Here is a 25,624-nt window from a genome sequence, read left to right as displayed (position 1 = left end):
GTTGGCTGTGAGCATAATATATTCTATCAGTATTTCTTCTAAAAATAAAGAAGGATCTATTCAACTAAGCTAATTCAATAGAGTAAATAAAATATCTCGGATTGACAAAAAGACCATATATCAAATCAGCAGATTTTTATATGTCCAACATAGAATATAATGAAAATTTATACGTAACGGGTTTAATTTATCCCAGCAATTCCATCGTAAAAATACCGACCAGTGGCTGGAATATGAGTAACTCTTGCGTATTACATTAAGTTGTTGTTTAAATGTCTTGAATTTGACTTAAATATAAGCATATTTTTGTTTATATTTAATAACAATAGAGCCTCTAAAGTTTGTGCTTTAAAGGCTTTTATATTGAAAACGCTAGATAATTATTATAATATTATTGTAGTGGATTAATAATTGCAGTAAATTCTTATATTCCGAGGTATACAAATGAAAAATATAAATGATTATGAAATGCCTTTAATCCTTAGGGACTTCTTAAATTATATGCAGACAATTAAGGGAAAATCTATAAATACTATTCAGGTATACTTTTATGACCTGAGAGTTTTTTTCCGTTTTTTAAAAATACATAGAAATATAGAAAAAAACAAGGATGAATTTGATAAAATCACAATAACCGACATTGATATTGATCTTATCAAAACAGTTAATTTAAGCGATCTTTATTCGTTTATGTCTTTTGTTAGCAATAGCCGTGATAATTCAGCCCATGCAAGGGCTAGAAAGGTTGCAAGCCTCAAGTCCTTTTTCAATTACATAACTAATAAGGCAAAATTATTAGAGGTGAATCCTGCAAGTGAGCTGGAATCGCCCAAAATAGTAAAGCGTCTCCCCCGCTACCTGAACGTTCAGGAAAGCAAGCAGCTTCTAGACTCTGTCAGCGGCGAATATTCAGAACGTGATTTTGCAATAATAACACTATTTTTAAACTGTGGTTTGAGACTATCGGAGCTTGTAGGCATAAATTTAAATAACATAAAAAATGACACCCTCACTGTCATCGGTAAGGGCGACAAAGAACGTATGATTCCTTTAAATAAGGCATGTCTTGATGCTATCGAGTCATATAAGTATGTTCGTAAGGTAGACGGCGTAAAGGACAAAAATGCACTGTTTTTAAGTGAAAGAAAACAGCGTATCAGTAAGGTTACTGTGCAGCATATTGTTAAAAAGTTTATAAAGATGTCAGGCCTTGATCCCAACAGATACTCTACCCACAAGCTAAGACACACTGCAGCCACCCTTATGTATAAGTACGGAAAGGTTGACATTAGGGCTCTTCAGGAGCTCTTGGGGCATGAAAGCATTGCTACAACGGAGATTTATACCCACCTTGACAAGCAGCAGCTTAAGGACGCTGTGGACAATAATCCACTGTCTAATTTTTCGAGAAAGTAGTAGTTAAAAAAGGCAAAAAAAGAAGGCTTAGATTAAAGCCTCAAAAATTATAACTTAGGGAATTAGTCTTGCATGCTATAATAAACAAATATAAAATTAGTTTTTGGTCGCATTTCTAATAATATTTTTAAATTTGTAATAATATTTATAAATTTGTAATAATATTTTTGGATTTTGATAATCTAATCCAATAAAATTCCGTCGCCTCTTTCAAAAATACTCTTTAGTCTTACCGGTGTCCTTCCTTTGACTTTCTCCTCACCAAGCCATGCCTTAACAGCTGCCAGCTGTGCAGGAGGTGTTTCGTCATATGTGCACATATATACCTTGGCACTTGGGCAATAGTAAATCACATAGGGATCTCCGAAAGCTGTTATTATTACAGGCGTATCTATGTTTAAAAGACCGAACATAAAAAATCTAAGTGAGCTCTTGTTGGGGATCAGGGTACCGATTCCCCAACTGGGTGCTATGAAGAAATTGAAGAACACATAATCAGCCTCTTTTGCCTTGCCTATAATGTCGTATATATCCCCCACAGTCATATGAAGGGGTATAACAAACTCTTCAACTTCTGCTCCCCTTTGCTTTAGAAGCTCAGGAGTCTTATCTCGCATGACTATAAGCTCCTGGCCCTGTATTGTCAAGGTCTCCTCATCAGGATTGAAGGTGGATAATACTATTACCTTCTTGCCTTTTATATCCTTAATTGGCAGGATATTATCTTTGTTTCTTAATACGGTTATTCCCCTGGAAATAGCCTCAATGCTTAATTTGTCGTATTTTCCGGGAGTAAAAAGTTCATCAATAACAGTATTCTCAAATGGAAGTCCCATATCAACATGAAGACCTGCCTTAACCTTGGCATTAAGGATATTGGAAACAGCATCGTCTATTCGCTCAATTGGAATTATTCCTTCTTTTGCTGCGTTTAATATTGCATCGTACTCCAGGTTGAAGTTGCCTTCATTGAACACCAGAAGCATATCTATTCCTGCAAGGATGGACTTGACTGCAACCTCCTGCCTTGAATAATGGGTGGTAATACCGCCCATGTTTAAGGCGTCGGATATTGCAACACCCTTAAAGCCTAATTCCTTCTTCAGTATATCTGTAACGATTTCTTTTGAAACCGATGCAGGAACAATTCTTCCGTTTTTAGGATTGATTTCTGTTGCTAGTGATGGCACTTCAAGATGTGCAATCATAACAAAAGCAGGGTCTGCTTCCCTGAAGGTTCTCCTGTAGGCTTCAAGGAAGTTGTCATACATCTCTTCCCTGCTGCAGTCTATAATAGCTGTGCAGATATGCTGATCCATATCTGTGGCACCGTTTCCGGGAAAATGCTTGACACAAGCCAGCATTCCGTTTTCCTGAATCCCTTTTATGTAAGGGACTGCCAGTTTGCAAACGGTATCAACATCTTCACCATAAGCCCTTATGTTTACATCAGGGTTCATCCTGTCGGTGTTTAAATCAATAACAGGACTGAAGGTCACTGATGACCCTATTGCCCTTCCCTGCTGTGCTATGAGCTTTCCAATGTTGTATTCAAGCTCAGTGTCCCCTGCATTTCCCCTGGTCATGGGACGGGAAACCCTTAGGCCGCCGTCTACAACCCAGCCTGGACCGCACTCATAATCACCTGCTATAAGGACTGGTATCTTCGAGGCAGCTTGAACTTCCTTTGAAAAGCTTACAAGGCTTTCTTTAGTAAGGGAGGAGTGAAACACTCCGCCCAAATTGTATTTTAAGACTTCATTAACTATCTTCTGGTGGCTTTCGGGAGTTGCTATGCTATGGAAAAAAACCATCAGAAGCTGCCCTACTTTTTCTTCAAGGCTCATCTTGCCCAGGGTTTTATTTATCCATTCTTTACTCATTACATTTACCCCATTATAACCTGTACAGTATGTGTTGTTCCTTTAGGGAATACAGGTATCTTATCCACTGTATTTCCATTTACAATTATCTTCTTGACCCCTTTATTAACCTTATCAGGGTTTTGAACTTCAATCATGTATGTTGCACCACGGAATATCCTCTTAACTTTATAGGTTTCCCATGAAGCAGGTATGCATGGGTCAACTATGAGACAGTCATAGCCTGCTCTTACACCAAGTATGAACTGGCTTGCTGCAACAAGGTTCCAGGCAGCTGTACCGCTGAGCCATGAGTTTCTTCCTATACCGAACTGAGGATGCTCTTTACCAAGTATATTCTGTGGGTATACGTACGGCTCAACCTCAAGGTGATCAGCTTCGTTGTTGCGTGCAGCGGGCATTATCTGCTTGTAATACTGATATGCCTTTTCTCCGTTGCCCATCATGATTTCCGCAATCATTACCCATGGGTTTGTATGGAGGAATATGCCTCCGTTTTCCTTTGCTCCTGGAGGATATGTTGTTATTCCACCCTTTGTTTCGTCAAATTCGTTATATGCAGGATACATTGCAACAATTCCGTATTTTGTGTTAAGGTGAGTTTCAACGGAATCAAGGCATTTTCTTGCATATTCCCCTTCCGCTACTCCGCCTAAAACAGCCCATGACTGTGAATTTATAAATATTTTACCGAATGCGGCATCCTTGGTTCCAAGTGCATTCCCGTAATCGTCGAAAGCTCTCTTGTACCATTCTCCGTCCCAACAGGTTTCGTTAATGGCATTTTTCATAGTTTTGAACAATTTTACATAGCTTGCTGCATCTTCCTTCTTGCCGAGGAATTCTGCAATTTCTTTCATTTCCAATGCGGCTCTGCAATATAGCATTGATGTAAATACGCTTTCTGCAACTCCCAAACCTACATCGAGGTTTAAGGTGTCGTTCCAGTCTGCACGTCCTGCCAGAGCTATTTTGTGAGGCCCTAAATTGTTAGCAGTAAAGTCAAGTGCCTTATTTAGGTGCTCAAGCACAGTTGCTTCTGTTTTCTTGTCGTTATATAGAACCTTTTCATCAAGGAATGCGTAATCCCCTGTTTCCTTGATATATGCGTTAACAGCAAGTATAAGCCACAAGTGGTCGTCTGAGTACCAGTCGAATTTCTTAACAGGAGCATCACCCGATCCGCCTTCCCCTGTAAGCGGGAAGAATAAATGGTAAGCCCTACCGTCAGTGTACTGGCATTTTAAGAGCTTTATGATAAGGCCTTTTGCTTCTTCAGGAATTGTGTGCATAACGCCCAATGTATCCTGAGCACTGTCCCTTATACCCATTCCCCTTGCAAGACCAAGCTGATACAATGAAACAAATCTTGACCAGTTGAAGGTTGTCTTACACTGGTACTGGTTCCATGTATTAAGGAATAAATTCATTTCTTCATCAGGAGTTTCGACAAACAGCTTGGAAGTGTATTCATTCCAGTAATTGTTGAGCCTTTCAAGTGCGGCATGGGCACCCTTTGGATCAAGGTATTCTTTTAATTCGTCTTTTAATAAAGTTTTGTCTTCAGCATATCCAAGAACAAAGACTATTTCCTTTTCTTCACCTTTATTGAGCTCAACATCGATGCAGAAGGCACCTACACCGTTCTGACGAAGTGAAATTGAATTGGAGCACGCTCCCTGCTCAACGGCTATTGGGTTTGCTTCAGATCTATATTTTCCAATGAATGATTCGAGATTGGTATCAAAGCTGGAAACCTTTTCACCTGTAGCTATAAATGCAGCACTTTTTGCTACATGGTGAGGATGCCATGTAATTATTCCGTCATTGTAACGTCCCTGGTTTATCTGCTGAACCCAGTCAACGTTTTGCTGGTCTGCAATTGCATCCCAGAAACAGAATTCGGCATATGTGAAGATCTGCATTTTCTTTGCAATGTTAAGATTGTTTTTAACCTTCACAATCCATATTTCAAAGTCCCTGTCATCGGGTACAAAGTATGTAACATCTGCATTTATACCATTATACTCACCTTCAATAGTGGTATAGCCCATACCATGTCTGCAGCAGTATGAATCAAGCTTTTTCATTGTAGGCTGGAATCCCGGGTTCCAATATTCTCCGGTAACCGAATCCCTGACATATATGTACCTTCCAGGCCTATCCATAGGTATATTGTTGTATCTATACCTTAAAACCCTTCTGTTTTGAGGGTCCTTATGAAAGCTGTACCCTCCTGCAGTATTTGAAACAATACCGCCGTACTTACCGCTTCCGATATAGTTTATCCAAGGTGTTGGTGTGTCAGGCCTTACTATAACATATTCGCGTGCCTGACGATCAAAATAGCCGTACTTCATAGTTTTACCTCCTGAGAAATTTATTTGATTAAATATTTTCAAATATAAGGTTAGATCATATTATACTTTAAAGTTGTTTATTTATGTTATTAAATACTATTGGAATGTTGAGATTATTACATCTAATTAATAATAAGTTAATTAGGTGGTTTTGTCAAGCTATAAATAACCCCCAAACCGCTGTGCTACAATACTTTCGATATATGATGAAGTTTGCTGTGGAAATTTCCCAAACATATAAAAAGCCGAATTTTAACATGAAGATTCGGCAAAGTGATAAATCTATTACATTTTTATATAGACTCGCTGAAGTCAAAGTTTTCGGAATACTCATCAATTTCATTCAAATGATTGTAATAGCTGTACAGTTCAAAAAAGAGCTTGAGGTTTTCCTTCTCTTTTGCTGTGAGGACATGCTTTCTAAGCTTTTTGCCTTCAAATATCATTGTTACGTTTTTGGCGTTTGCAATTTTTTTCACCGTATCAAGCATTTCTATATTGTGAAAACCAAATAACAAGCACCACTCCGCCACCTGGCCATAACCTGTCTGAGACTTTTTATTCTTTGCATCTATTTTCCACTCGATGATTTGTCCGTCCACATCAAAGTTTACCTTATTAAAATTAATATGGGTGTTTTGAACAAAGCCTGCATACAAAATCAAAATGGCGTAATCATTTACATCGGTAAAAAGCCTTGGTTCTATGTTTATGGTCTCATTTATATTGACACTATTGGTGCTGTATCCCTTAGGCGAATATATATTAAGGTCGAATTCACGGTAATAGCCCTTGGAAAGTTTTGATAGGATCTCTTTTTTCCTTTTTTCTTTTCTTTCCTGCTCGGCAACTTTGGCATCTATTTTGTTTTTTCTGTATGCATTTACCTTTTTAGTGATTGTAGCGTTGTTGGGAAAATAATTACTAATCTTTTCTAACTCACTTATAGCTTCATCAAACTTCTTTTTAGAGTTTAATGCATCAGCTTTTTTTACAGTGGCGTCTAAAAGATTTTTTAAATAGTCGTCTTCTTTAGATTTTAGTTTTTTATCTTCTTTATAGTAGCTTTCTATAGCATGCACAGTTTTGTATGCATCCTCATATTTGCCGTCACTGCTCATTTTTTCAGCTTCATCGATATAATAATCATACATATCCTTTATGCAAGAATCTATATTGCTTTTGGACTTTTTAAAATTGCTGCTGTCCTCCTTTATAACAAGCTTGTATTTATTTATGGCCTCAAGGTAATCCTTATCTTTAAAGGCTTTGTTAGCAGCTGCCATGTTATCCTTTGAGTCTTTAATTTTTGCAAGGGTTTTTTCCTTTTCACCTATACTGCTTTTTAAAAAATCCAACTGTGAAAGGCCTTTAAACCATTTGTCAATCTCAGCATAGCTCAGTTTATCATCTATAAAGTTTTTTGACAGCACCTCTACCCTATCCTTTAAATCCTTTTCAACAGCAGATAGGACCTTGGTTTGAATGCCATAAGGCTTGCTTTTCTTTATTTTGTCATAGGTTGTCTTTGCTCCGTTAAAGTTCTTGACTTCAACTTTGTCTATTACTGAAGAAACCTGTTTGTTGTAAAGGTAGACATTGTTGTACAGATAAAAGGAAAGCGGTATCGTAATCAAAAATACAATAATAACAGCCACAAGGGGTATTATGATTTTTTTAGATACCCTTGACTGTTTATCTACCTGCTGTGAACTTGTAATATAAGTGGAAAAATAAGATTCATTTAGAACATCATGGTTTTGGTCGTTAGTGTTGGTGTAATTGTCATTGTTGACATAGTCATTTTTATGATCATTGCTAAAACTATAACCGCAATAATTGCATTTACTGTAATTATTGTTAACTTCTGAATTGCAATTAGGACAAAACATAGTTAATTCCTTTCGGAGATTATTATACTAAGGCATGAATGAAAAATTACTCCCGCTTTTGAGCGGGTGTTGACGAGTTAAGTCAACACATGAGCGAAATTTATAGCGGAAGTTATTTAATGATCATGACTGATCATTAAATTGTAGCATTTATGGATATTTACGTCAATAAGTCCAAATTCCTATTTTTTCTTACCCGGCAGTTTCGGAATATCGCAAAATCGTAAGCGATTTTGTTCTTGAACTGGAGAATAAAAGAAGTTATACTATTTATGGATTGAATGGGTCATGTATGCCGCATATTTCTTTTATTATTTTTGCCGCTAGCGGCTGCGGTAGAATAGGGGTTTATATGAGAAAATTTATTTTATTTTTACTGTTATTCACTATTTTACTACAAATGTTTCCACAAGTAAGCTTTGCTGATTCACCTGTCACTAATACGCAGTTTTATGAAGCATACCTTGACATTAATATAGTTAAAAAGGCAGCAGAGTTAAGATTTGTAAGTGATGAAATTGCCCGTTACTTATCGAACAAGAATAATCCAATTGATATTAAGGCTGCTGTGATTAATGCTCTTGGTTGGAATTATTATGGCAAAAACATAGCCAATGAGTATACAAAACTTACATACAATAAATCTGTTAATGAACTTGATTTAGATAGCTTAAGCGGAAGTGAGCTATTATGTATTGGGTATCTGATTTGCATGGGGGACTATTTTAATCCACAAAACGCAATACCTTTATTGGAAAAAGCAACGCAAAAAATTAATAACAGTCTTACGGTTTCTATAGTTACATCTATCGTTAAGGCACAGGATTATTTGAGCTATGATTGGTATAAGGTATGGAAAGTATATGAAGATGTATTAAATGACAAAACATTGAAACAGGACATGCGGCCTGAAGCTATAGAAATAATTAATGAGTATATGTCTTTATACAGTGATTCAATTGGGATAGAGCCCCCTGTTATAACTTTAAAGGCTAGTGAGACAGTAACGGCCTCAATTTATGGAGGAAAAGGGGAATTTAAAGTACTTGAAGCTAAGGTTATGGAAAAAGATGAGTTTTTGCTATATGGGGGTGCACAAATACCGGAGAATGCTTTTTATGCACAAGATGCTAAAGCCGACATAAAAATAACAGGTAATACTTTGACTTTAACAGCAATAAATCCAGGAACTATATTACTTACGATAATAGACAGTAATGATGAAACAGTGAATACTCCAGTTGTAATTTATCCTGATCATCAGCAGATTAACAAAGAAACAACAAAAGAAGATGAAATGCCTACGCCTTCAAATACCCCAATTCCTGAGGATATACAGTTAGATGGCTTGAATACGGATGAGCAGCAAACATATGACTGGTATATGGCAAGAAATAAAATTACAATCAACGGGAAGCTACTAATAGATGAAGTACCGCCTGTCATGGAAAATAACAGGATATTAGTACCTGTTCGAGCTATTTTTGAAGCCTTAGACGGAAAGGTTGAATGGAATGAGAAAACAAAAACCATATTGGGGCAAAAAGGCTTAACAAAAGTTGAGCTGCATATTAACAGCACTAATGCCAAAATTAATGGCAAATCTGTAAAACTGGATGTACCGGCCAAAATTTATAATAATAGAACCTTTGTACCGTTAAGGTTTATTTCTGAAAGTCTTGGAGCTAAGGTGAATTGGAATGCTAACACAAATACTGCAGAAATAGACACTTTTTAATTAAGTATATAAACATAGTGAAATAAGTTGAAATGGGTAAGCTACTTGCTCATTTCCTTACCTTCTTTTTTAAAGGTTACTTGCTTTTTGACTCGCATTAGCACGTTTCTTTGAATTGTGGATTAAATTTACTCTTAAGCTTTTTATTTATAGTGTAAAAATAATTGGTTTCCTTCTTTAATACCAATAATTCTATCATTCAAAAGATTGACATGTCAATTATCAGCAAAAACCACTAAGCAGGAACTAATGCCTTGATTCAATAATCACTTGAGCTACAATTAAAATGTTTTGCCACAATAACAATATCAAGCATATTTATTACATCATCACTATTAAAATCATATTCCAATTTATAGCTGATGTCCCCAATTGAGCTGTTAAATACTTTAGCCATCTCAATAATGTCCATTATATTTATAACATTATCTTGCACGCCTTCTTTAGCTATGTCTCCAGCCCATATATCAATTGGTCCGTCCAAGTTGCTAATCTGCAAATCATTTTCTATAGCCACATTTTTTATCTCTCTATGTAGATAATTGGGTTTACTTATTTTCAAAGTGTAATCACACCCTGATGGTATATCAATTATTTCAAAGTACCCATTTTCATCGCTTACTGCATTTAAACCGATGCCTTCTAACTCTACCTTGAAGCCTGACTTTATATTTGAAGTGTTGCTTTTGATATTTATAAAATCAGGTGAAATATATCCAGAAATCTTATATGAATCCTGTACTGTTGTAAATGAGTATAATTCGCTTCTTACTATATATTTGTGACTATTTGATAAATAGGTTTTTTCTGCTTGAATAGCAAAATAATATTTTTTTCCAGGCTGCAATTTATTTATTGTTGCTTTATGTTCTTTACCTTCTGAAGTATAAATGCAATCGCCCAACTGCATGGGACTTCTACCACATGCTAATATTGAATCTGCCCCGTCCGTTGTTGTCCAGCTTATTTCCGTACTTGTGTATCCTATATTTTTAACAGCAATATCTGTTATTTTATACCAACCTGCTGTTGTAAATGAATATAAATCACTTACAACAAATATATTTGACTCTGGATTACGTGTATATATCTGATAATAATATTTAGTCTTAGGTATAAGATCTCTTATTGTTACTGTGTGTTCTTTACCTCCTGTAATTTCTATTTCAGCATTCATCTGGTCTGGGCTTATTCCATATCGTATTATTGAATTAGCTTCATCCGTTGTTGTCCAGCTTATTTTAGCACTTACGCTATCTATATCTTTTACACTCAAGTCTATTAATTTGTAATCCTCAGTTTTGAATGAATATATATCGCTTGTTGCAGTTGCTTGCAAAGTGGGGTCATATATACTTATCTGGTAATAATATTCTGTATTTGCCACTAAATCGGATAATAAAGCTTTGTTATCATTTCCATCTGCAATTTCAATACTTTCATACATCTGATCAGGACTTGTTCCATATCTTAATGTTAAATCTGCTTCATCCAATAAGGTCCATCTTATTCCTGCACTTCTATATCCTATATTTTCTGCCTTGATATTTGTTACTTTATCATCAATATTCATAAACGGATAGGTATCAGTACCTGGTGTTGTAAATGAATATGTATCACTTTCTACATGTATATATAAGTCAGGCTTTTCAGTATATATTTTGTAATAATATTTCTTTCCTGGTAATATATAAGGCAATGACACTGTATGTTCCTTACTCTCTATAGTTTGGATACTATTAATAATTTCACCTTGACTTGACCAATACAGTATTGTTGATTTGGCTTTATCTGTTGTATTCCAACTTATTTCCGCAGTATTATCTCCTATATTATTTTCAGTTATATTGGTTATTTTAATAGATTCCCTTGTATTAAACGAGAAAACTTCACTGCTAATGTTTGTATATAAATCCAAATTATCCGAATATATTTGGTAATAATATTTAGTATCCGGCATCAGATAATGCAATGACACTGTATGAGCCTTGCTTTCGCCGGTAACAATTTTATCTACCATATCTCCCTTGCTTGACCAATATAGAATTGTTGACTTGTCTTCATACGTTGTGTTCCAACTTATATCTGCACTTGTATAGCCTATGTTTTGTACTTTTACATCAGATATTTTATACTCTGCTGTTGTAAAAGAGTATATCTCACTATTAACATCCAATTCTATATCAGCTTTATCAGGGTAAATCTGATAATAATATTTTGTGTCAGGCCTCAGTCTATTTAATGATACTTTGTGTTCTCTTCCTTTTTTAGTTCCTATCATATCAGGACTAAAATTCTGACTTTCCCAATACAATAGTGTTGATTCAGCTTCATCTGTTGTATTCCAGATTAATTCAGCACTATAATAACTTATATTCTCTATCTTCATGTCTGTTATCTCAAGCTGCGAAATGTTATTGTCAGCATAGATATTTAGTTGAAATAAGCAAGAAGTAAAGATGAACAAGCTAATAATTATTAATTTCAGTTTCATATTAGTAACCTTCCCTATTCAAAATATAAAACAAACAATTTATATGTCCTTTTCTGCTGCTATTCTTTCTGTCTTACACCCTATTAGATTTGTCAGATCCTTAGGTGCTATCTCAATCTGATGGCCTATCTTTCCTGCACTTACAATGATAGCATCCAGCTTCTCGCAAGAGCTGTCAATTACAGTTTTGTATTCCTTTTTCATTCCAACAGGAGAACATCCTCCTCTAATATAACCGGTAACCTTGTTAATATCCGACACCTTAATCATCTCAACCGATTTTTGTCCCACAGCCTTGGCAGCCGCTTTTAAATCAAGCTCTTCAGCTACGGGGATTATAAAAACAAAGTATTCCCTGTTTGCTCCCTGCGTCACAAGAGTCTTATATACCCGCTCAACAGGCTGCCCCATTTTACTTGCCACCGAAACTCCGTCAATCATGCCATCACTATGATCATATGCATATGTATTATATTTGATTTTTGCCCTATCAAGAATCCTCATGACATTTGTCTTTATCTTTTCCAATGTAATCTCACTTCCTGTTATTCCTCTTTAAGTTTTAGTTTTCATCAACAATTATATTGATATTCAAGATGCTTTCTTCAGACTTTTCTAGATTTATATAAAAAGAATATCCATAACAGAAACAATCCTATCGCAACAATCAAGCCTAAAAATGAACGCATTATTTCTTTAGAGAATAAAGATACGATACTTCCTATTAGAAGTAAAATAATTACTGGCAGAAGCAAACAAGTTCCTATTAATAATTTAAGCCATTTAGGCACTTTTTTATTATTTAAAACAATTTCTATTATACCACCTAGAAATTCTAACATTTGACTCCTCCTTAAGAAATATAAAAACAAAGTATTCCTTGTTTACCCATTGCGTAACAATAGTTTTATATTAATAATTATATTGATTTATTGTGATAATATCAAGCCATTGTCAGTATTAAGGCATAATCAAAAAATTGCTTACGCTATAAATTTTGTTCATGATTTGAGTATGGGGGGCAAACCTACCTTCCCATAAATATATTCTTTTAAATCTTTGATTCATATGATAAAATGACAATGTTTAGATTTCCAATTAATAGATTGATACTAAACTTCTGTAAATTATAGATATTTATATAAATCACAGGGAGGCTTATATCTATGAATGATAGGGCTACTATCAAGGGATTTAGGGTTTTTACTCATTTATTGACTATAAGTGTAATAGATAAATACATCCGGAAAGAATTGTCATACCGAAAAAAGTTTGATGAAAATAGATATAAGGTAATGCTGGACAGCAGATATAAAGGTATAAGAGCTTATCTTGACAAAATAAGCTTTTTGGTCTTGTCAGACAAATTGGATATCCATCTTTTGCTGGACGATGTAGATGAACCAGGTTCATTTAGAGACTTTAACTTTTACATCCCATACTCTGTTTTTGAGGCAGATAAGCTTATACTTTAGTATATAGGAAGGCTATGTGGATTGCTGATTTTGAAACGAACTTGCATGGAGAATTAGTACTTATTGTAAGGCGTTTTTTATTATTCTTTTGCCTGGAATTTATTTAAATTTTTGATATGATATTAATACAAAAAAGATCATGTCTATTCTTCTTTTTTTGCCTTTATCAGAATAATAGATTTGATGATAAAGCCAACAAATATACTAAATAACAGCACAGACACTATAAATGTTCCGCCTTCGTGCGTAAGCTGATTCCTTGCTATAAACTTATCTCCTACAACGAAGAAATCAATTAAAGAGAGAATAATTAGTGCTCCAGATAAAATTCCAATTAGAATAACACTAATCTTTTGTGCACTATTTTTTTGGATATATGCCTCTTTGAAAATCATCTCAATTGAACCGAAAGCCACAGAAATGAGTAAAATAATGAAATTGGAATGTATTGCGTCAGCCCATATTATGCCGTTATCCATCAAGAAGGCATTCAGAATAAGCAGTGCTGCCATAATAATTGTCACGTGTTTGAAAATATTACCCCGAATAAATAATTGACGCTCATCAAAATTACATTTTTTCATTGCCTATCTCCTCCCAAAATAAATCGTTTAGTGTTTTGTCCAGTGCTTTGCATATAGCAATGCATAGTTTAATTGATGGATTATATTCGCCCATCTCAATCGCATTTATGGTTTGGCGTGTGACATCAACCATATCTGCTAATGCCTTCTGAGATAAATCCTTTGCGGCTCGAGCAGATTTTAACCGCAAGTTTTTAGCCATTCTCATCACCTCTAGACATATAATAACATATATCATGCTATATGTCAAATATATAAGACATTATTGGGTGCATAAAATGTATCTGACATAGGTTAATACTTATTTATAACATAATTGTAAGCGTCAAAATATCGTGTATTGACATAAAAAATAGAGCCATATATTATTTAAGGCTCTATTTCAGTGTTGAGAGAAGCTTGTTGTGCTCTTCATTAATCATACTAATTTTGGCGTGTTTGTAATCTGCGTCAAATATTTACCAGCCGTTTATTCCTTATTGCCAATCTTGTCATACTTTTGCAATTCCTTCCTTAGTTCTTCAGCCACCCCTGATTTATCCAGGCTGGAATATGGACTTGCATTGTCCTTTGGTGTCAATTGAACAAACCAGCCTAGAATTTGTGGCCCGGGAATTCTGATATAGTAGTGATCGGCATGATAACCGTGATAAGAAGTTTGATTTGAGCTTTTACTTGAAGAGGAATTGGAGCAGCTGAAACATAAGAACCCTCCGCCTGAAGAACTGCTGCTATCCATATATTGGCTCATAACTTTGCTTTTATCTTCTGTCATTGATATTTTAATAGTAATATCCTTGGCTATTACAAACCCTATAGGATAACCAGGCAGAGCATAGTTATACGAGATATTATCATCTGAAGTATATTTTAGAAGGCTGGCTAGTTTGTTATTTGTAGGTGTAGACGTATTTACAGCATTTTGAATATCTTCTTTTGTCAATCCGGCACCTGCTCTTAATTCCGCAAGTCTCTGAAAGGCATGGGCAATTTTAAAAATATTAGGGTTAAACCAACCGCCTCTATCGATAGAGACCTTAGTAACCCTGAAACCGATTTCAAATTTACTGTCTGTTGCCAGAGATTCCTGATTTGAGCTAGCATAAGAACTGCTTGAACTGCCGCCGGCGGAAAAGAACCAGCCGCTTACATTCCAACTGCTATGGGATGCGGTTGAATAGGAGTCTGATTTGGATGCCTGTTCAGCATCTTCAGTCGTAATAATTATGTCGGTAAACTCGGAATCGGATAATTCCTGCTGCTTTTCTGGGATTAACGGCAGGTCTTCCTTATCTCCAGCAATATTTTCTTTCGATAATACACCTCCAACCAATGGCTTCAAAAAATTTATATCTGCATTTATATCAGCTATCTGATCTTTTATCCTGAGCATTTGAGACCTATAGTCGTGAGCATTGGCTTCTGCATATTTTGCCTGAAGCTGAGTTAGGCTTTCAGCCTTATCGATAAAGTCCGACTGTGCCTTATAAGTTCCCAGCATGGCTTCTACTACATCCTGTGCCAATCCCAATGCATCTGCTGTTTTTTTATCAAAATCCTCACTCTTTATGTTTTTTAAACCAGACAGTGCTCCTCCTGTTTGAGCATTCAAATATACCTTAAATGCAGTTACTACACCATCACCATATTTTTTTATTAACTGAGCTTCCGCTTGCCTGAAAGCTACTTTTCCAGCCTCCACTTCCTTTTCAAGGTTTTGGATCTCGGCCTGGTCAATATTAAAAAGTTCCAATTGAGCTAAGTCTGATTTAAGCTTTTCCAACTGCTTTTGTTTTGATTTGAATTCTGAAAGAAGAATCTCTGTCGACATGGTTAAATCTTTAGGGCTAAAGTTGGGTTTTAAGGATTTAAACCAGTTATTCGGCTGGAACTGCACCGGGTATACTTTCATTGATGCATCCAAGGACTTCCTGACCGAATTGCGCATATTTTGTTTTGTAGATTCCAGGGACTCAGCTGGAGAAGAAACATTCAGAAAGCCTAGAAAAGTAAGGACTTCGTGATAGTTTCCCCTGACTACCACATCATTAAAGAAATTGTTAAGTTGCTCATCCCTAACTAAACCTTCGGATGATACCCATTTTGCAAATCCGTCCAAATCATCCTTTACCCTATACGAATCAAACTTTGCATCCTTTTCCTGTGTCCATTTGTTTTTTAGATCCAAATATTTTGCAAAGAGTCTTTGGCAGAACTCTATTCTTGAACATACTACCTTTTGGCCGTCTATCTCATCCTCTATTTGTCCTAACAGCCACTTCCTGATTTCTGCCTTATCTGCAACAAAATCTTTTAAATTGTCCAACCTCGGAACATAATTGTTCAGTAAAGTCTCATATACAACAGACAGTTTTTCGCCGTTGGCACCTTGAACAATCGGTGAAATGTTGTAAAGGTCGTCCGATAATCTGAATTCTGCCTCTGAAATTGTGTAAGGCTTTGTCAACACACTGTTCCTATCATCCGTTGAGTATTCGTACATACGTCCGTTTAGCGGTCTTGCCGGAAATTCCATTACAAATAATTGATCCCCTGCACCTAAAAACTCATTGATCTTTTGGTAGATACTGTTCATAATACCGTTGGACATTTCTTTACCCATATTCGGATTCCTCCTTTATTTTTGGTGGTGGCTAAAAGCTGAAATTGGTCCATATCCATAACAGGCAATCCTCTTGAACCTGCAGGCTGGACTTTTGACAGATAATCGCGATATACTTCGAGTTGTGACCAAATTTGTAATAAAATTCAATATAAGTATATAAATTCTGTATTAAAGCCTAAATTCCTGCTAAAAATTGATAATATTTGCATAATTATATAAATTTATGGGGATTATGGAATAAAAAGCGAGTGTGAGGTATCCAGGTAATGAGTGGCATGAAGAGTTTGCAAATGCCATAAAAGCATATACATATTCAAGCTTTTTAGTTATTTCAATTTGACCTAAACTTTTAAGAAAATTGACGACATCGTATAAAAAGAGGTAACCACTATCTTTCTGGTAGATCATCGTCATCATTATCAATTAAATTCTGGGAGGAAGAACTTGATAGTTCAAGCATTAATGGTACAAATATACTCTCAAATCTGAGTCGTCTTGAGTCAACTCCTGATCCGCTAGTAAGCCTTCTAAATGAATATCTCCACACTCGGATGACAATAATCATAATACTTATCCCTTACTATCTCTTGTAATTGTGAGTATGCTAGAACACAGGCTTAAGGGTAAGCGTTCTGTAACTACGGCAATTATATCCCCGTGATCTTATTCACATACCTTCGAGCCAGCTCCGTAACTGCCTGATAATCACAAGAATCCGCACTGGCATACAGGTTCCTTCCCACTCCTACAGCCATAGCTCCTGCTTCAAACCATGTATCGATATTGTCGATGCTGACACCACCTGTAGGCATTAGAGGTGCCTGTGGCAGCGGGCCTTTCAGGGCTTTAATGATGGCAAGACCGAATAATTCTGAAGGAAATATCTTTACAATATCCGCACCTGCCTCCATGCAGTCCACCGTTTCCTTTACCGTCATTGCTCCGGGAATGTATGGAATTTGATAGCGGAGGCACATTTTGGCGGTTTCAACATTAAGGCATGGACTGATAATAAACTGTGAACCCATAGACATAGCAATTTTACAAGTCTCAGTATCAAGTACCGTGCCTGCCCCTATCAAGACATCGGTATCTTTGTATTTATTGGAGAGTTCTTTAATAAGCTCTCCTGCAAAGCTCATAGTGCAGGAAAACTCCAAAACCTTAATACCTCCATCAATTATAGCAACGGCTGATTTGTAAGCTTTATCGAAGCTATCGGTTCTAATAATTGAAATGATCCTGTTCTTTTTTATAATATCCAGTATCTCAAGCTTATCTCTATTCATGAACTCTCTCCTCATATGTTTTGCAATAATCATGATGTCAATTAAATAATTGAATTTCTGATATGAATTTCTACCAACCGCTTTATCATCTGCACAGTTTCCGGTATATTTATACCATGAGGACACTTTTTCATACATGACATTTCCAAACACTTTTTACAATTAGCAGCACTTTGGTTTATGCCAAGATCCAGTTTTCTAAGTGCCCAGTAATCCTTACCGAGAAAATAATAATTGTATTGCCTGAAGATTATATGTATTTCAGTGCCGTATATGCATCTGCACCTCTGGCACCTGTCGCACGGAATTGGTTTAAAGCTTTTTTCAAGAAGCTGCATTACCTGTGAAAACGTGGGGCGGATATAGCCTTGAGTCTTATCGGACTTAGGCTCGTTGTTATACTCAGGGTCATAACTCATTGCCGGATCTATCTGTTCTAGTGTGCCCAAGCCTATCAAAGCACTTGATACTGGGTATGAAAGCACACCTGATATAAGGGTTTTAATAGGAAAGAAGGACGGTAGTATTCCTGCAGCATATACTTTGTTTATAATGATACCCTTTTGTATAAAAAGCGGTTCGTTTTCCATACGGTCAAGCATGCCCCTTTCAAGAATATTGCCGCTGCCTTGGAGGACATCTACCCTCTTGTCCTTTGCACCTCTTAATAGGATATCATAATAATGGGAAGCAATACCTGCAAATTTGATTTTACCTTCCGCTTTAAGCTCTTTCATGGCTTCTACAGCACCGTATTTACCAAATGTAACATCCTCATTTCCTTCGTCCACCTGATGTACAAAATAAATATCCGCATGGGTGCCAAGGTTTTTATAAGACTCGTGCACAGCTTTATACATATCATCTCCATAAAAGAACCTGGCCTTATCCGATATTATTATCTTTTCCCTTCCCACAAAAGCAGCAAATTTGCCAAGCTTAATCTCCGCATCCCCATATTCGGGCACGATAGCGGTATCAAAAAGGTTACAACCAAGCTTAAAAGCATACTCCATTATACCCATCGCAGTATCTTCATCCGGGCTGTAATAATCAGGAAGCACAGGGCAATCTCCGCTTAATATGGGAATTGTTCCAAAGGATATTTCAGATACCTTAATCCCTGTACTGCCTAAATCCCTGTATCTCATAACGAATGCAAACTCTATTTTAAGTGTACTCCTGGTTTCTTCTATCTCTAAATTTTTTCTCAATTCTATAACTTCATTACTAGGATTATCTGAATACAATAGTATTTCTAATTCTTTAATTGATTCAACCTTTAATTTCTCAATATTATAACTTTTATTAAATTCAGTTTCAAAATCATACAAATCCATACCTTACCCCTTATAGCTGTATTTTACTAGTAATATTTTTAGCAAACTCTTTATTACTCCATTATACCAAAAATATTTGAAATGCTTTCTGCACCTCTGATATTCCTTAATGGCTTTCCATATATATATTAAAGTGAATCTATATCCACGTCATGCGATTCTAACGTACTAATATTTAATGAATCTTTCCACTCATAAAAGCACTTGCAACAAATCGGTTTAAAAATGCTCAGAAACTTGTTAATAAATTCTTCAGTTTGAGTATTCTTTTTATAAAACTCAAGGCAGTTTGTACATAGCCAATGTGTTCCCCAAAATTCGTCAGTTATAGTATTAAGATCGATCCTAATATTTTTGAAAAAAGCCTCTGATATATGGAAGCAAACAAGTGATATTCCGCTTGCACCATGTTTTATACAAGTTACTCTTCCCATGATTTAATCCTCCTATCACCAGCACCTGATTTCAGATTCTATCTATTATACCATTTCTATTATCCTATTGGAATTACTGGTTCCCGGTATTCTGTTTTATCCCGCATCATCTTATAAATGATATTTACCAGTTTTCTCATGATACATTTGATTGACTGTTTTTTCGTTTTACCACATGAGAGTTTCTTTTTATAATATTCATAAAAGTAAGCATTTGTAGGCTTTCCCATGGGATTACTCAACACAGATACAGCTATTTGGAAAAATATTTGATATAGATTCCTGTTACCAAGTTTGTTGCTGAAATTCTTGTTTGTCTGGCCTGTGGAATACCTCATAGGAGCAATCCCACAGTAAGCAGCAAGAGCATCAGCATTTGGAAACCTTGATATATCACCGACTTCAGCAATTATTCCGGCTGCCGTGACAGCATTAATTCCCTTCATGCTTTCAAGCTTGTATCCAAATTGGGGGATTAGTTTTTTCATATTTTCCTCAATACTCGCTATAATAGTCAGATTATCATTGATTTGCTTTATTGATGATATGACAATAAAATCCCTTAACTCCTGAAATTCATTTTCCGTATCTCCGTCTTTCTCTACATACTCAAGTATTTGACGTGCTTTTTTCTCAGAACAGTTATGATGGCTTTTTTCACTTAGAAAGGCTGTAAGTTCTTGAAGGGTAATTCCCTTTAATTTTGATGGGGACGGAAACACTTTGAAAAATTCCAGTGCCGTTTTGCTATCTAGTGAGAAGAAAAAATTCTTATAATTTGGATAGTGATGGCTAAGATATGTATGGATTTGATTCTTTAAAACCACATTATTTTTTACCAAGGTATTTCTTTTTGTTACAAGCTCATTTAATGCCCAATGTAAGTCGTTTGGTGCTGCATCCGGCAAGGAATCAAGCTTATTTAAAAGAACGTTTGCCACACATTGACTGTCTATGCTGTCGGATTTATTTATATTGGCTTGGTTTTTTCTCTCCGATTGTGACAATGAAGGGTTTACATATTTGACTTTATAATTCTTTTCCAATAGAAATATTGCCAATTCCCTTCCATTTCCCAGCACATCTTCAAGAGCAAAAACAGGTGTAATTCCTTGTGGTGTAAGCTTTTTAACAAAACTTATCAACTTTGAAAAGTCCTGCTTTTTATTTGGAAATGTAATTTCACCAAGTTTTTCACTAAAACAATCAATTAAAACTGCTGTGTGTTGGTGTTTATGCACGTCGCAACCAATGTAGACATGCCGCATCTTTGGGTGTAACATTAAATCATCCTCCCAGTTATTCATATTTCAAGGTACATAATTGACCTTAAGCATCCCTAACTCAGCGTTAGACCTTATTAAAAAAGTCCCGCATCAACTTCTAAGCAAAGGTTTTAAAACTTTTATAAAAGCCGTATCAAAAAATACAGCCTTTAGAAAAACTTCAAAACCAGGAATAAAGGCATTCTCTGCAAAGCGTTAGAGTCTGACAAAGCCAGAAACCCGCACAAATATCAACAGCCCTTATTCATGGTATAAAGCATGCTTTAAGAAAAAATCCTGTATGGAATATCTGCCTTGATGGCTCTATGAAGCATATCACGAGTCCCTTTACTTCTTGCCAAGTCCTCATGAAATACCAAAAGTAAATCTGGATTTTCCATATCCAGCATCTGCTGATTACGCCGAGGCCCAGCACTTTTGCCAAATCTCTGCCAGTCCGCCGGATACTCAACAAACCTTATACCGCACTGATGAGCAGCACGAACGGCAAGAGTATCAGCCCCACGGCATCCTCCGGCAATAAGCAAATCAATATCCAGGCTTTTGACAACGACTAAAATCTTCTGGTAATCCCTATAAAAACGGCTTCCAGATACTAAAACCTTCATATACAAAACCCTCCAGATTTACTGAAAAAGCCTGTAAAAAATACAAGCCTTTGCACTAAAGCTTGAATAACTAAAAGCAGCTAAATCAATGCTTCTTAAAGATATACAGGATGTAAAAAAAGAACCTGAATTGGAAGACTGAGCTGCCATAATCCTTGGCAGCCCTATGTAAAAACTTCTCAAACCCCCTCATATCTCATCCTCACTATCCACTTTCTTTATAGTAATGACGCCCTGTGAAACCTCAATAACTACCTTGCATCCTACCTCAAACCCAAAATCCTTTAGCCACTCTGCTGATACTGTGACAGCTGGAGCATCGTCCAGCCAATGTGATCTGATAGATGATAAAGCTACCATAAAAATGTACCTCCATAAAATACTTGCTAGCCTATGAATCTGTATATCCTGCATAAGCTGAAGCAAAAAATACCGCTATATCATGCTATTGTCAAGGGATTCAAAGAGAAAAAGTTTTGTACTGTATAGAATTGACCAAAACTACCTAAAGGTGTACTTTGGAGTCCCTCTGGAGCTGCTGAAGGAGTAAGCCTATAGAAAAACCGCCCTTTTTTGTAATTCTTACAGGGCTATACTTATATGAATCGTCGTTGTGTCTTTGTAGGCCTAAAAAGCATCTACAATGTGGGTTTTCAGAGTCAGATAAGAAAAGGTATACAGTAAAGTTTTTACCGTATACCTTTTCTTATCCTGTATGTGATTTATAACAGCAATATGTTTCATATAAAATATTTTATTCTTTATCAACGATCATTAACTATGTATATTTTGATATTTACACAGTGCAAATCAAATCCTCATTAACAATACAAAAAGGATGATTTTCTTAATAAAAGCACTTTTTATACTTACAATGAGTATATATTAGCATGCCCTATAATTTATAAAACCGAGTATTTTAAATTAAGCTTAGGCTTGATTTATTCTACATACCTTGAAATTTCGCGTTTTTTGCACTGATGTTAAATTTATTTTTTGGTGCAATGAGATAGCTCTGTATCTGTGTAACATTTGTATCTTCTACTAATGATACATTTAAAAAATAGTTATATCCACTATTCAAAAATAACCTAAATGTAAATACCTTGCCTTGTATCTTCTTAAACCATAATTGTATTAGCGTACTGTTTTCCCTGCTAAAATCACCATCAATTGATACGGTTCTATTATTCGTAAACTTATAAATATTATTTATAAGATGCAAGGTTGTGTAATTGGAGGGAAACCAGAAATGTCTCTCAAAATACTCAGGCTCACCATCGTTATTAAAGTCTATTTCATAATAATCATGGTCTCTGCCCACAGATTTTAGTCTTAATTTCTTATCAGCGTCAATTTTGTTTTTTTCATCGCCCAAATAAACCTGTATATTATCATCTATAGGCGATTTAGACATTAAATCGTCTTTAATGCTGGCGACATAAGAAGTAATATTCTTTTCATATGGCTGATGGTTATTAAATACCTCTTCCCATTCAAATTTATTTGGTTTAAACTCAATCGCTACAAAATCCTTTATTTTATCAGGGACAAGTCTATAAATATAGATTGTATCAGTATATTTGGAATAGTAATTATAAGAGCTTTCTATGAAATATAATTTACCGTTATATTTGATAACTCTGGCATTTAAATCTAAAGATGTCCAGTCATCCAAGACTTTCAGTTCACCATCTGTCTCCTTATATAAGTGTATATAAACAAACCTTGCCGAACCGCCAGAATTGGCAACCATTAAGTAGTAAGTGTTTTTATCTAAACTATATTTATAAATATGAATTTCATATCTGTCAAAGTCCTTTTTACTATCGTAGTAGGTATATCGCCCAAATTTGTTATAAAAGTCATCTTTGTTTATTTCAAAAGAAGACGTGCCCAAATTCAGTTTATCAAAGTTTTTATTAAACAACGCTTTCTCCAGCAGTATAATTAAGCTGTTAGGAATATTTTTGTCTTTGTAATTTACCGCAGCAAAACCACCTTGTACTTTTGCAGCAAGGCGTTTTGTTCTTTTGTCAATATCTTCTGGGAAGGCTTTTTCATTATCCGAATCTTTATAATCAATTTTCACGAAATTTGTATCATCATAATCCCAATAATCGGAAAGCTCGATGTTAGTCTTCATGTTGATCATGTAATCCAGTAGTATAGTTGTCTGACCGTTTTCGTTGATCCTAGCATCCAGTAGATATATTTCTTCGAAATTTTTGTGGTATAATGAAAAAATTATTGTTTTTCCACCAATTCTTTTAAACCACTGTTGGGTCAAAAAATATTGATTAGGCCTCCATACGGTAAACGGGGCAGGGTATAGCGTTTTAGTATTGGGATTATACCAATTGACCCTGGTTTCCGTAACATCGACGCCACCGTTATATAGTATCTTCCTGTCAAAAAAATCGTCTTTTCCGTCATTGTTTACATCAACCGAATTTATATTCCAAAAGATTAATTGAGGATTGTTATCCCTTGCTTCATCAAGCAAATCGTATCTCTCTGTTTCATTGCCATAAAATGTTTTATGAGTCCTGTCAGTATAGATTAAATCAGTGCCTATTTCATTAACATATGTTTGTACATCACTAACAAGAGGAGCGTTTATGTTTTTATATAATAAATTATATTGGTAACCATCACTTATTTTTCGGATGTAAGTATGTTGATTTTTAAGAAGCCACATAAAGTCGCTATTATCGCCGTTTAAAGAAAATATTCCTACAGCTTTTGTTGTCTTTGTATTATAATCATCGTAATTTGCAATCAAATAGAACTTGCCATTATTCTTAAAGATTGCAAAACAGCGATAATAACCAAGAAAATCATAGCCAGCATAAACATATTTATCTCCCAATTTTTTAAGTATATAAGCTATGTTTGAAGATGAATAATCATACTTTAAGTTCTGAATCATAATGATTTCATCAGTTCCATCTCCATTAGTATCGCATTTATATATAAGAAAATTTGAAGCTCCGTTTTGTATTGCATCATTTAAATCTTTTTCTGAAATGTCAATATCACTACTCTGATTCGGCTTGAAAGTAAAATCTTTAGCTGTTATCATCAGACTATTATCATTTAACTCATGTATCAATGAATCTGAATTATCCTTATATACAGCTTTTTTAAGTTTATTTATAAGTTCAATAGGTAGTCCTGGGCATTCTTCATTAAAGTTTAAATTGTCAATGGATATTGGAGGAAAGACAAAGCTTTTCACTAGATTATCTAGATCTATTTTATTCTCGGACGATACTTTGCTGTCCGAAGGAGTATTAATATGGCTAAAAGAAATGTTTGTTGGAACAGTAGTGTTAGAAATTTTATTGCTACTTAGGCTATTGCTATTTTGAATTGAATTGATTTTATTAACCAAACACGCAGTAACTAAAATACATAACGCAAACACAAGAAGTACAATCTTAATTTTGGGATTCACATATATCTCTCCTCTTTAAAATAATAATCATCATAAATTAATACTTTTTAGAAAGCATTAATAAAGCTTACAAAGTCAAACTCATAATTGTTACACAACGGTATGTTGTAGTTATTGTACTATTAGTATTATTAAAATGCTTTAAAAATCAGTTACAAATAGTTACAAAATGCTTACAAAAAACTATTAGGTAAGAAATTAAATTTATAAATTTATTTAAAATACATAATTAAAATAAACATCATTGATAAAATGAATTGCACTAAGATAGCCTGCAAGGCTCCAGCGGCCACTCCTTGTACAGAGTATTTCATCCAACTTTGAATTTTCACTCAATGTCGATTATACTACATTGAGTGAAAATCATTGATTGCTTGTCTAATATACTTTATAATCTTTTTTTCAATAATTTGTCTTTAAATGTTTAACTTTCAAACATAATAACTGCTTAAATATTACGTATAAAAATCACCTTCAAGGGCAGATAGCACATACTGTATAAACAGATAGTAGTATGTGCTTCTGCCCTGATTCTTTAAGTGTTCTTCATAGTCAAGTACAGGATACTGGGGGACTCTTTTAAGAACTACGTTGTAAGGAAAACAAAAAAGGGCGGTTTTTCTATAGGCTTACTCCTTCAGCAGCTCCAGAGGGACTCCAAAGTACACCTTTAGGTAGTTTTGGTCAATTCTATACAGTACAAAACTTTTTCTCTTTGAATCCCTTGACAATAGCATGA

At 35.2% G+C, this 25,624-nt stretch carries 20 protein-coding genes; 3 read left to right on the top strand and 17 right to left on the bottom strand.

The features are described 5' to 3' along the window. Nucleotides 1-444 precede the first annotated feature (444 nt). Complete coding sequence (locus VIO64_RS00200; protein ID WP_331913989.1) at nt 445-1,416, top strand: tyrosine recombinase XerC; 972 nt, start codon at nt 445-447, stop codon at nt 1,414-1,416. 182 nt (nt 1,417-1,598) lie between these two features. On the opposite strand, the gene VIO64_RS00195 is transcribed toward VIO64_RS00200, so the two are convergent. The 3 genes from VIO64_RS00195 to VIO64_RS00185 form a co-directional block, all read right to left on the bottom strand. Further along, a complete protein-coding gene (locus VIO64_RS00195; RefSeq protein WP_331913987.1) occupies nt 1,599-3,299 on the bottom strand; it encodes a glycoside hydrolase family 3 protein in 1,701 nt (566 codons plus the stop codon). Between the two features lie 5 nt (nt 3,300-3,304). Further along, nucleotides 3,305-5,659 carry a GH36-type glycosyl hydrolase domain-containing protein gene (locus tag VIO64_RS00190; protein WP_331913985.1) on the bottom strand — a complete coding sequence of 785 codons (2,355 nt, stop codon included), beginning with the start codon at nt 5,657-5,659 and terminating at the stop codon, nt 3,305-3,307. 293 nt (nt 5,660-5,952) lie between these two features. Further along, nucleotides 5,953-7,551: a hypothetical protein gene (locus VIO64_RS00185; protein ID WP_331913983.1), complete on the bottom strand. Its 1,599-nt coding sequence runs from the start codon at nt 7,549-7,551 to the stop codon at nt 5,953-5,955. Nucleotides 7,552-7,903: 352 nt separating this feature from the next. Between VIO64_RS00185 and VIO64_RS00180 the strand changes: the two genes are divergently transcribed. Then, nucleotides 7,904-9,289, top strand: a complete 1,386-nt coding sequence (locus VIO64_RS00180; RefSeq protein ID WP_331913981.1) for a copper amine oxidase N-terminal domain-containing protein — start codon at nt 7,904-7,906, stop codon at nt 9,287-9,289. Between the two features lie 259 nt (nt 9,290-9,548). Here VIO64_RS00180 and VIO64_RS00175 read toward each other — a convergent pair whose 3' ends face one another. The 3 genes from VIO64_RS00175 to VIO64_RS00165 form a co-directional block, all read right to left on the bottom strand. Then, complete coding sequence (locus tag VIO64_RS00175) at nt 9,549-11,783, bottom strand: fibronectin type III domain-containing protein (protein ID WP_331913979.1); 2,235 nt, start codon at nt 11,781-11,783, stop codon at nt 9,549-9,551. A gap of 39 nt (nt 11,784-11,822) precedes the next feature. Beyond that, complete coding sequence (gene ybaK, locus VIO64_RS00170) at nt 11,823-12,311, bottom strand: Cys-tRNA(Pro) deacylase (RefSeq protein ID WP_331913977.1); 489 nt, start codon at nt 12,309-12,311, stop codon at nt 11,823-11,825. A 77-nt stretch (nt 12,312-12,388) separates the two neighbouring features. Beyond that, on the bottom strand, nt 12,389-12,625 hold the full coding sequence (locus VIO64_RS00165; RefSeq protein WP_331913975.1) for a hypothetical protein: 237 nt from the start codon (nt 12,623-12,625) through the stop codon (nt 12,389-12,391). Nucleotides 12,626-12,949: 324 nt separating this feature from the next. Between VIO64_RS00165 and VIO64_RS00160 the strand changes: the two genes are divergently transcribed. Continuing rightward, nucleotides 12,950-13,258, top strand: coding sequence for a hypothetical protein (locus VIO64_RS00160; RefSeq protein WP_331913973.1), 309 nt, complete (start codon nt 12,950-12,952; stop codon nt 13,256-13,258). 143 nt (nt 13,259-13,401) lie between these two features. On the opposite strand, the gene VIO64_RS00155 is transcribed toward VIO64_RS00160, so the two are convergent. The 11 genes from VIO64_RS00155 to VIO64_RS00105 all read right to left on the bottom strand — a co-directional run bounded on the left by VIO64_RS00155 (nt 13,402) and on the right by VIO64_RS00105 (nt 24,885). Further along, nucleotides 13,402-13,842 carry a hypothetical protein gene (locus VIO64_RS00155; RefSeq protein ID WP_331913971.1) on the bottom strand — a complete coding sequence of 147 codons (441 nt, stop codon included), beginning with the start codon at nt 13,840-13,842 and terminating at the stop codon, nt 13,402-13,404. Beyond that, nucleotides 13,829-14,044 carry a helix-turn-helix transcriptional regulator gene (locus VIO64_RS00150; RefSeq protein ID WP_331913969.1) on the bottom strand — a complete coding sequence of 72 codons (216 nt, stop codon included), beginning with the start codon at nt 14,042-14,044 and terminating at the stop codon, nt 13,829-13,831. Before VIO64_RS00150 ends, VIO64_RS00155 begins: the two co-directional genes overlap by 14 nt. Before the next feature lie 267 nt (nt 14,045-14,311). Next, nucleotides 14,312-16,465 (bottom strand): hypothetical protein, encoded by a 2,154-nt coding sequence (locus VIO64_RS00145; RefSeq protein ID WP_331913967.1) that lies wholly within the window; start codon nt 16,463-16,465, stop codon nt 14,312-14,314. 650 nt (nt 16,466-17,115) lie between these two features. Further along, on the bottom strand, nt 17,116-17,757 hold the full coding sequence (locus tag VIO64_RS00140; protein ID WP_331913965.1) for a bifunctional 2-keto-4-hydroxyglutarate aldolase/2-keto-3-deoxy-6-phosphogluconate aldolase: 642 nt from the start codon (nt 17,755-17,757) through the stop codon (nt 17,116-17,118). A 41-nt stretch (nt 17,758-17,798) separates the two neighbouring features. After that, entirely contained in the window at nt 17,799-19,097 is a 1,299-nt protein-coding gene (locus VIO64_RS00135) for an aldo/keto reductase (protein ID WP_331913963.1), read from the bottom strand. 128 nt (nt 19,098-19,225) lie between these two features. Continuing rightward, nucleotides 19,226-19,531: a hypothetical protein gene (locus tag VIO64_RS00130; RefSeq protein ID WP_331913961.1), complete on the bottom strand. Its 306-nt coding sequence runs from the start codon at nt 19,529-19,531 to the stop codon at nt 19,226-19,228. A 59-nt stretch (nt 19,532-19,590) separates the two neighbouring features. Beyond that, a complete protein-coding gene (locus tag VIO64_RS00125; RefSeq protein ID WP_331913959.1) occupies nt 19,591-20,814 on the bottom strand; it encodes an IS110 family transposase in 1,224 nt (407 codons plus the stop codon). 266 nt (nt 20,815-21,080) lie between these two features. Continuing rightward, on the bottom strand, nt 21,081-21,425 hold the full coding sequence (locus tag VIO64_RS00120; protein ID WP_331913956.1) for an SLOG family protein: 345 nt from the start codon (nt 21,423-21,425) through the stop codon (nt 21,081-21,083). Between the two features lie 18 nt (nt 21,426-21,443). Beyond that, entirely contained in the window at nt 21,444-21,608 is a 165-nt protein-coding gene (locus tag VIO64_RS00115; RefSeq protein ID WP_331913954.1) for a hypothetical protein, read from the bottom strand. Between the two features lie 6 nt (nt 21,609-21,614). Further along, a complete protein-coding gene (locus VIO64_RS00110; protein ID WP_331913952.1) occupies nt 21,615-21,785 on the bottom strand; it encodes a SymE family type I addiction module toxin in 171 nt (56 codons plus the stop codon). A 586-nt stretch (nt 21,786-22,371) separates the two neighbouring features. Beyond that, complete coding sequence (locus tag VIO64_RS00105) at nt 22,372-24,885, bottom strand: hypothetical protein (RefSeq protein ID WP_331913950.1); 2,514 nt, start codon at nt 24,883-24,885, stop codon at nt 22,372-22,374. Nucleotides 24,886-25,624: the final 739 nt, after the last annotated feature.

The organism is Pseudobacteroides sp. (genome assembly GCF_036567765.1).
In the GTDB taxonomy this organism is placed as follows: domain Bacteria; phylum Bacillota; class Clostridia; order Acetivibrionales; family DSM-2933; genus Pseudobacteroides.
This window is presented reverse-complemented; position numbering and strand designations above follow the sequence as displayed.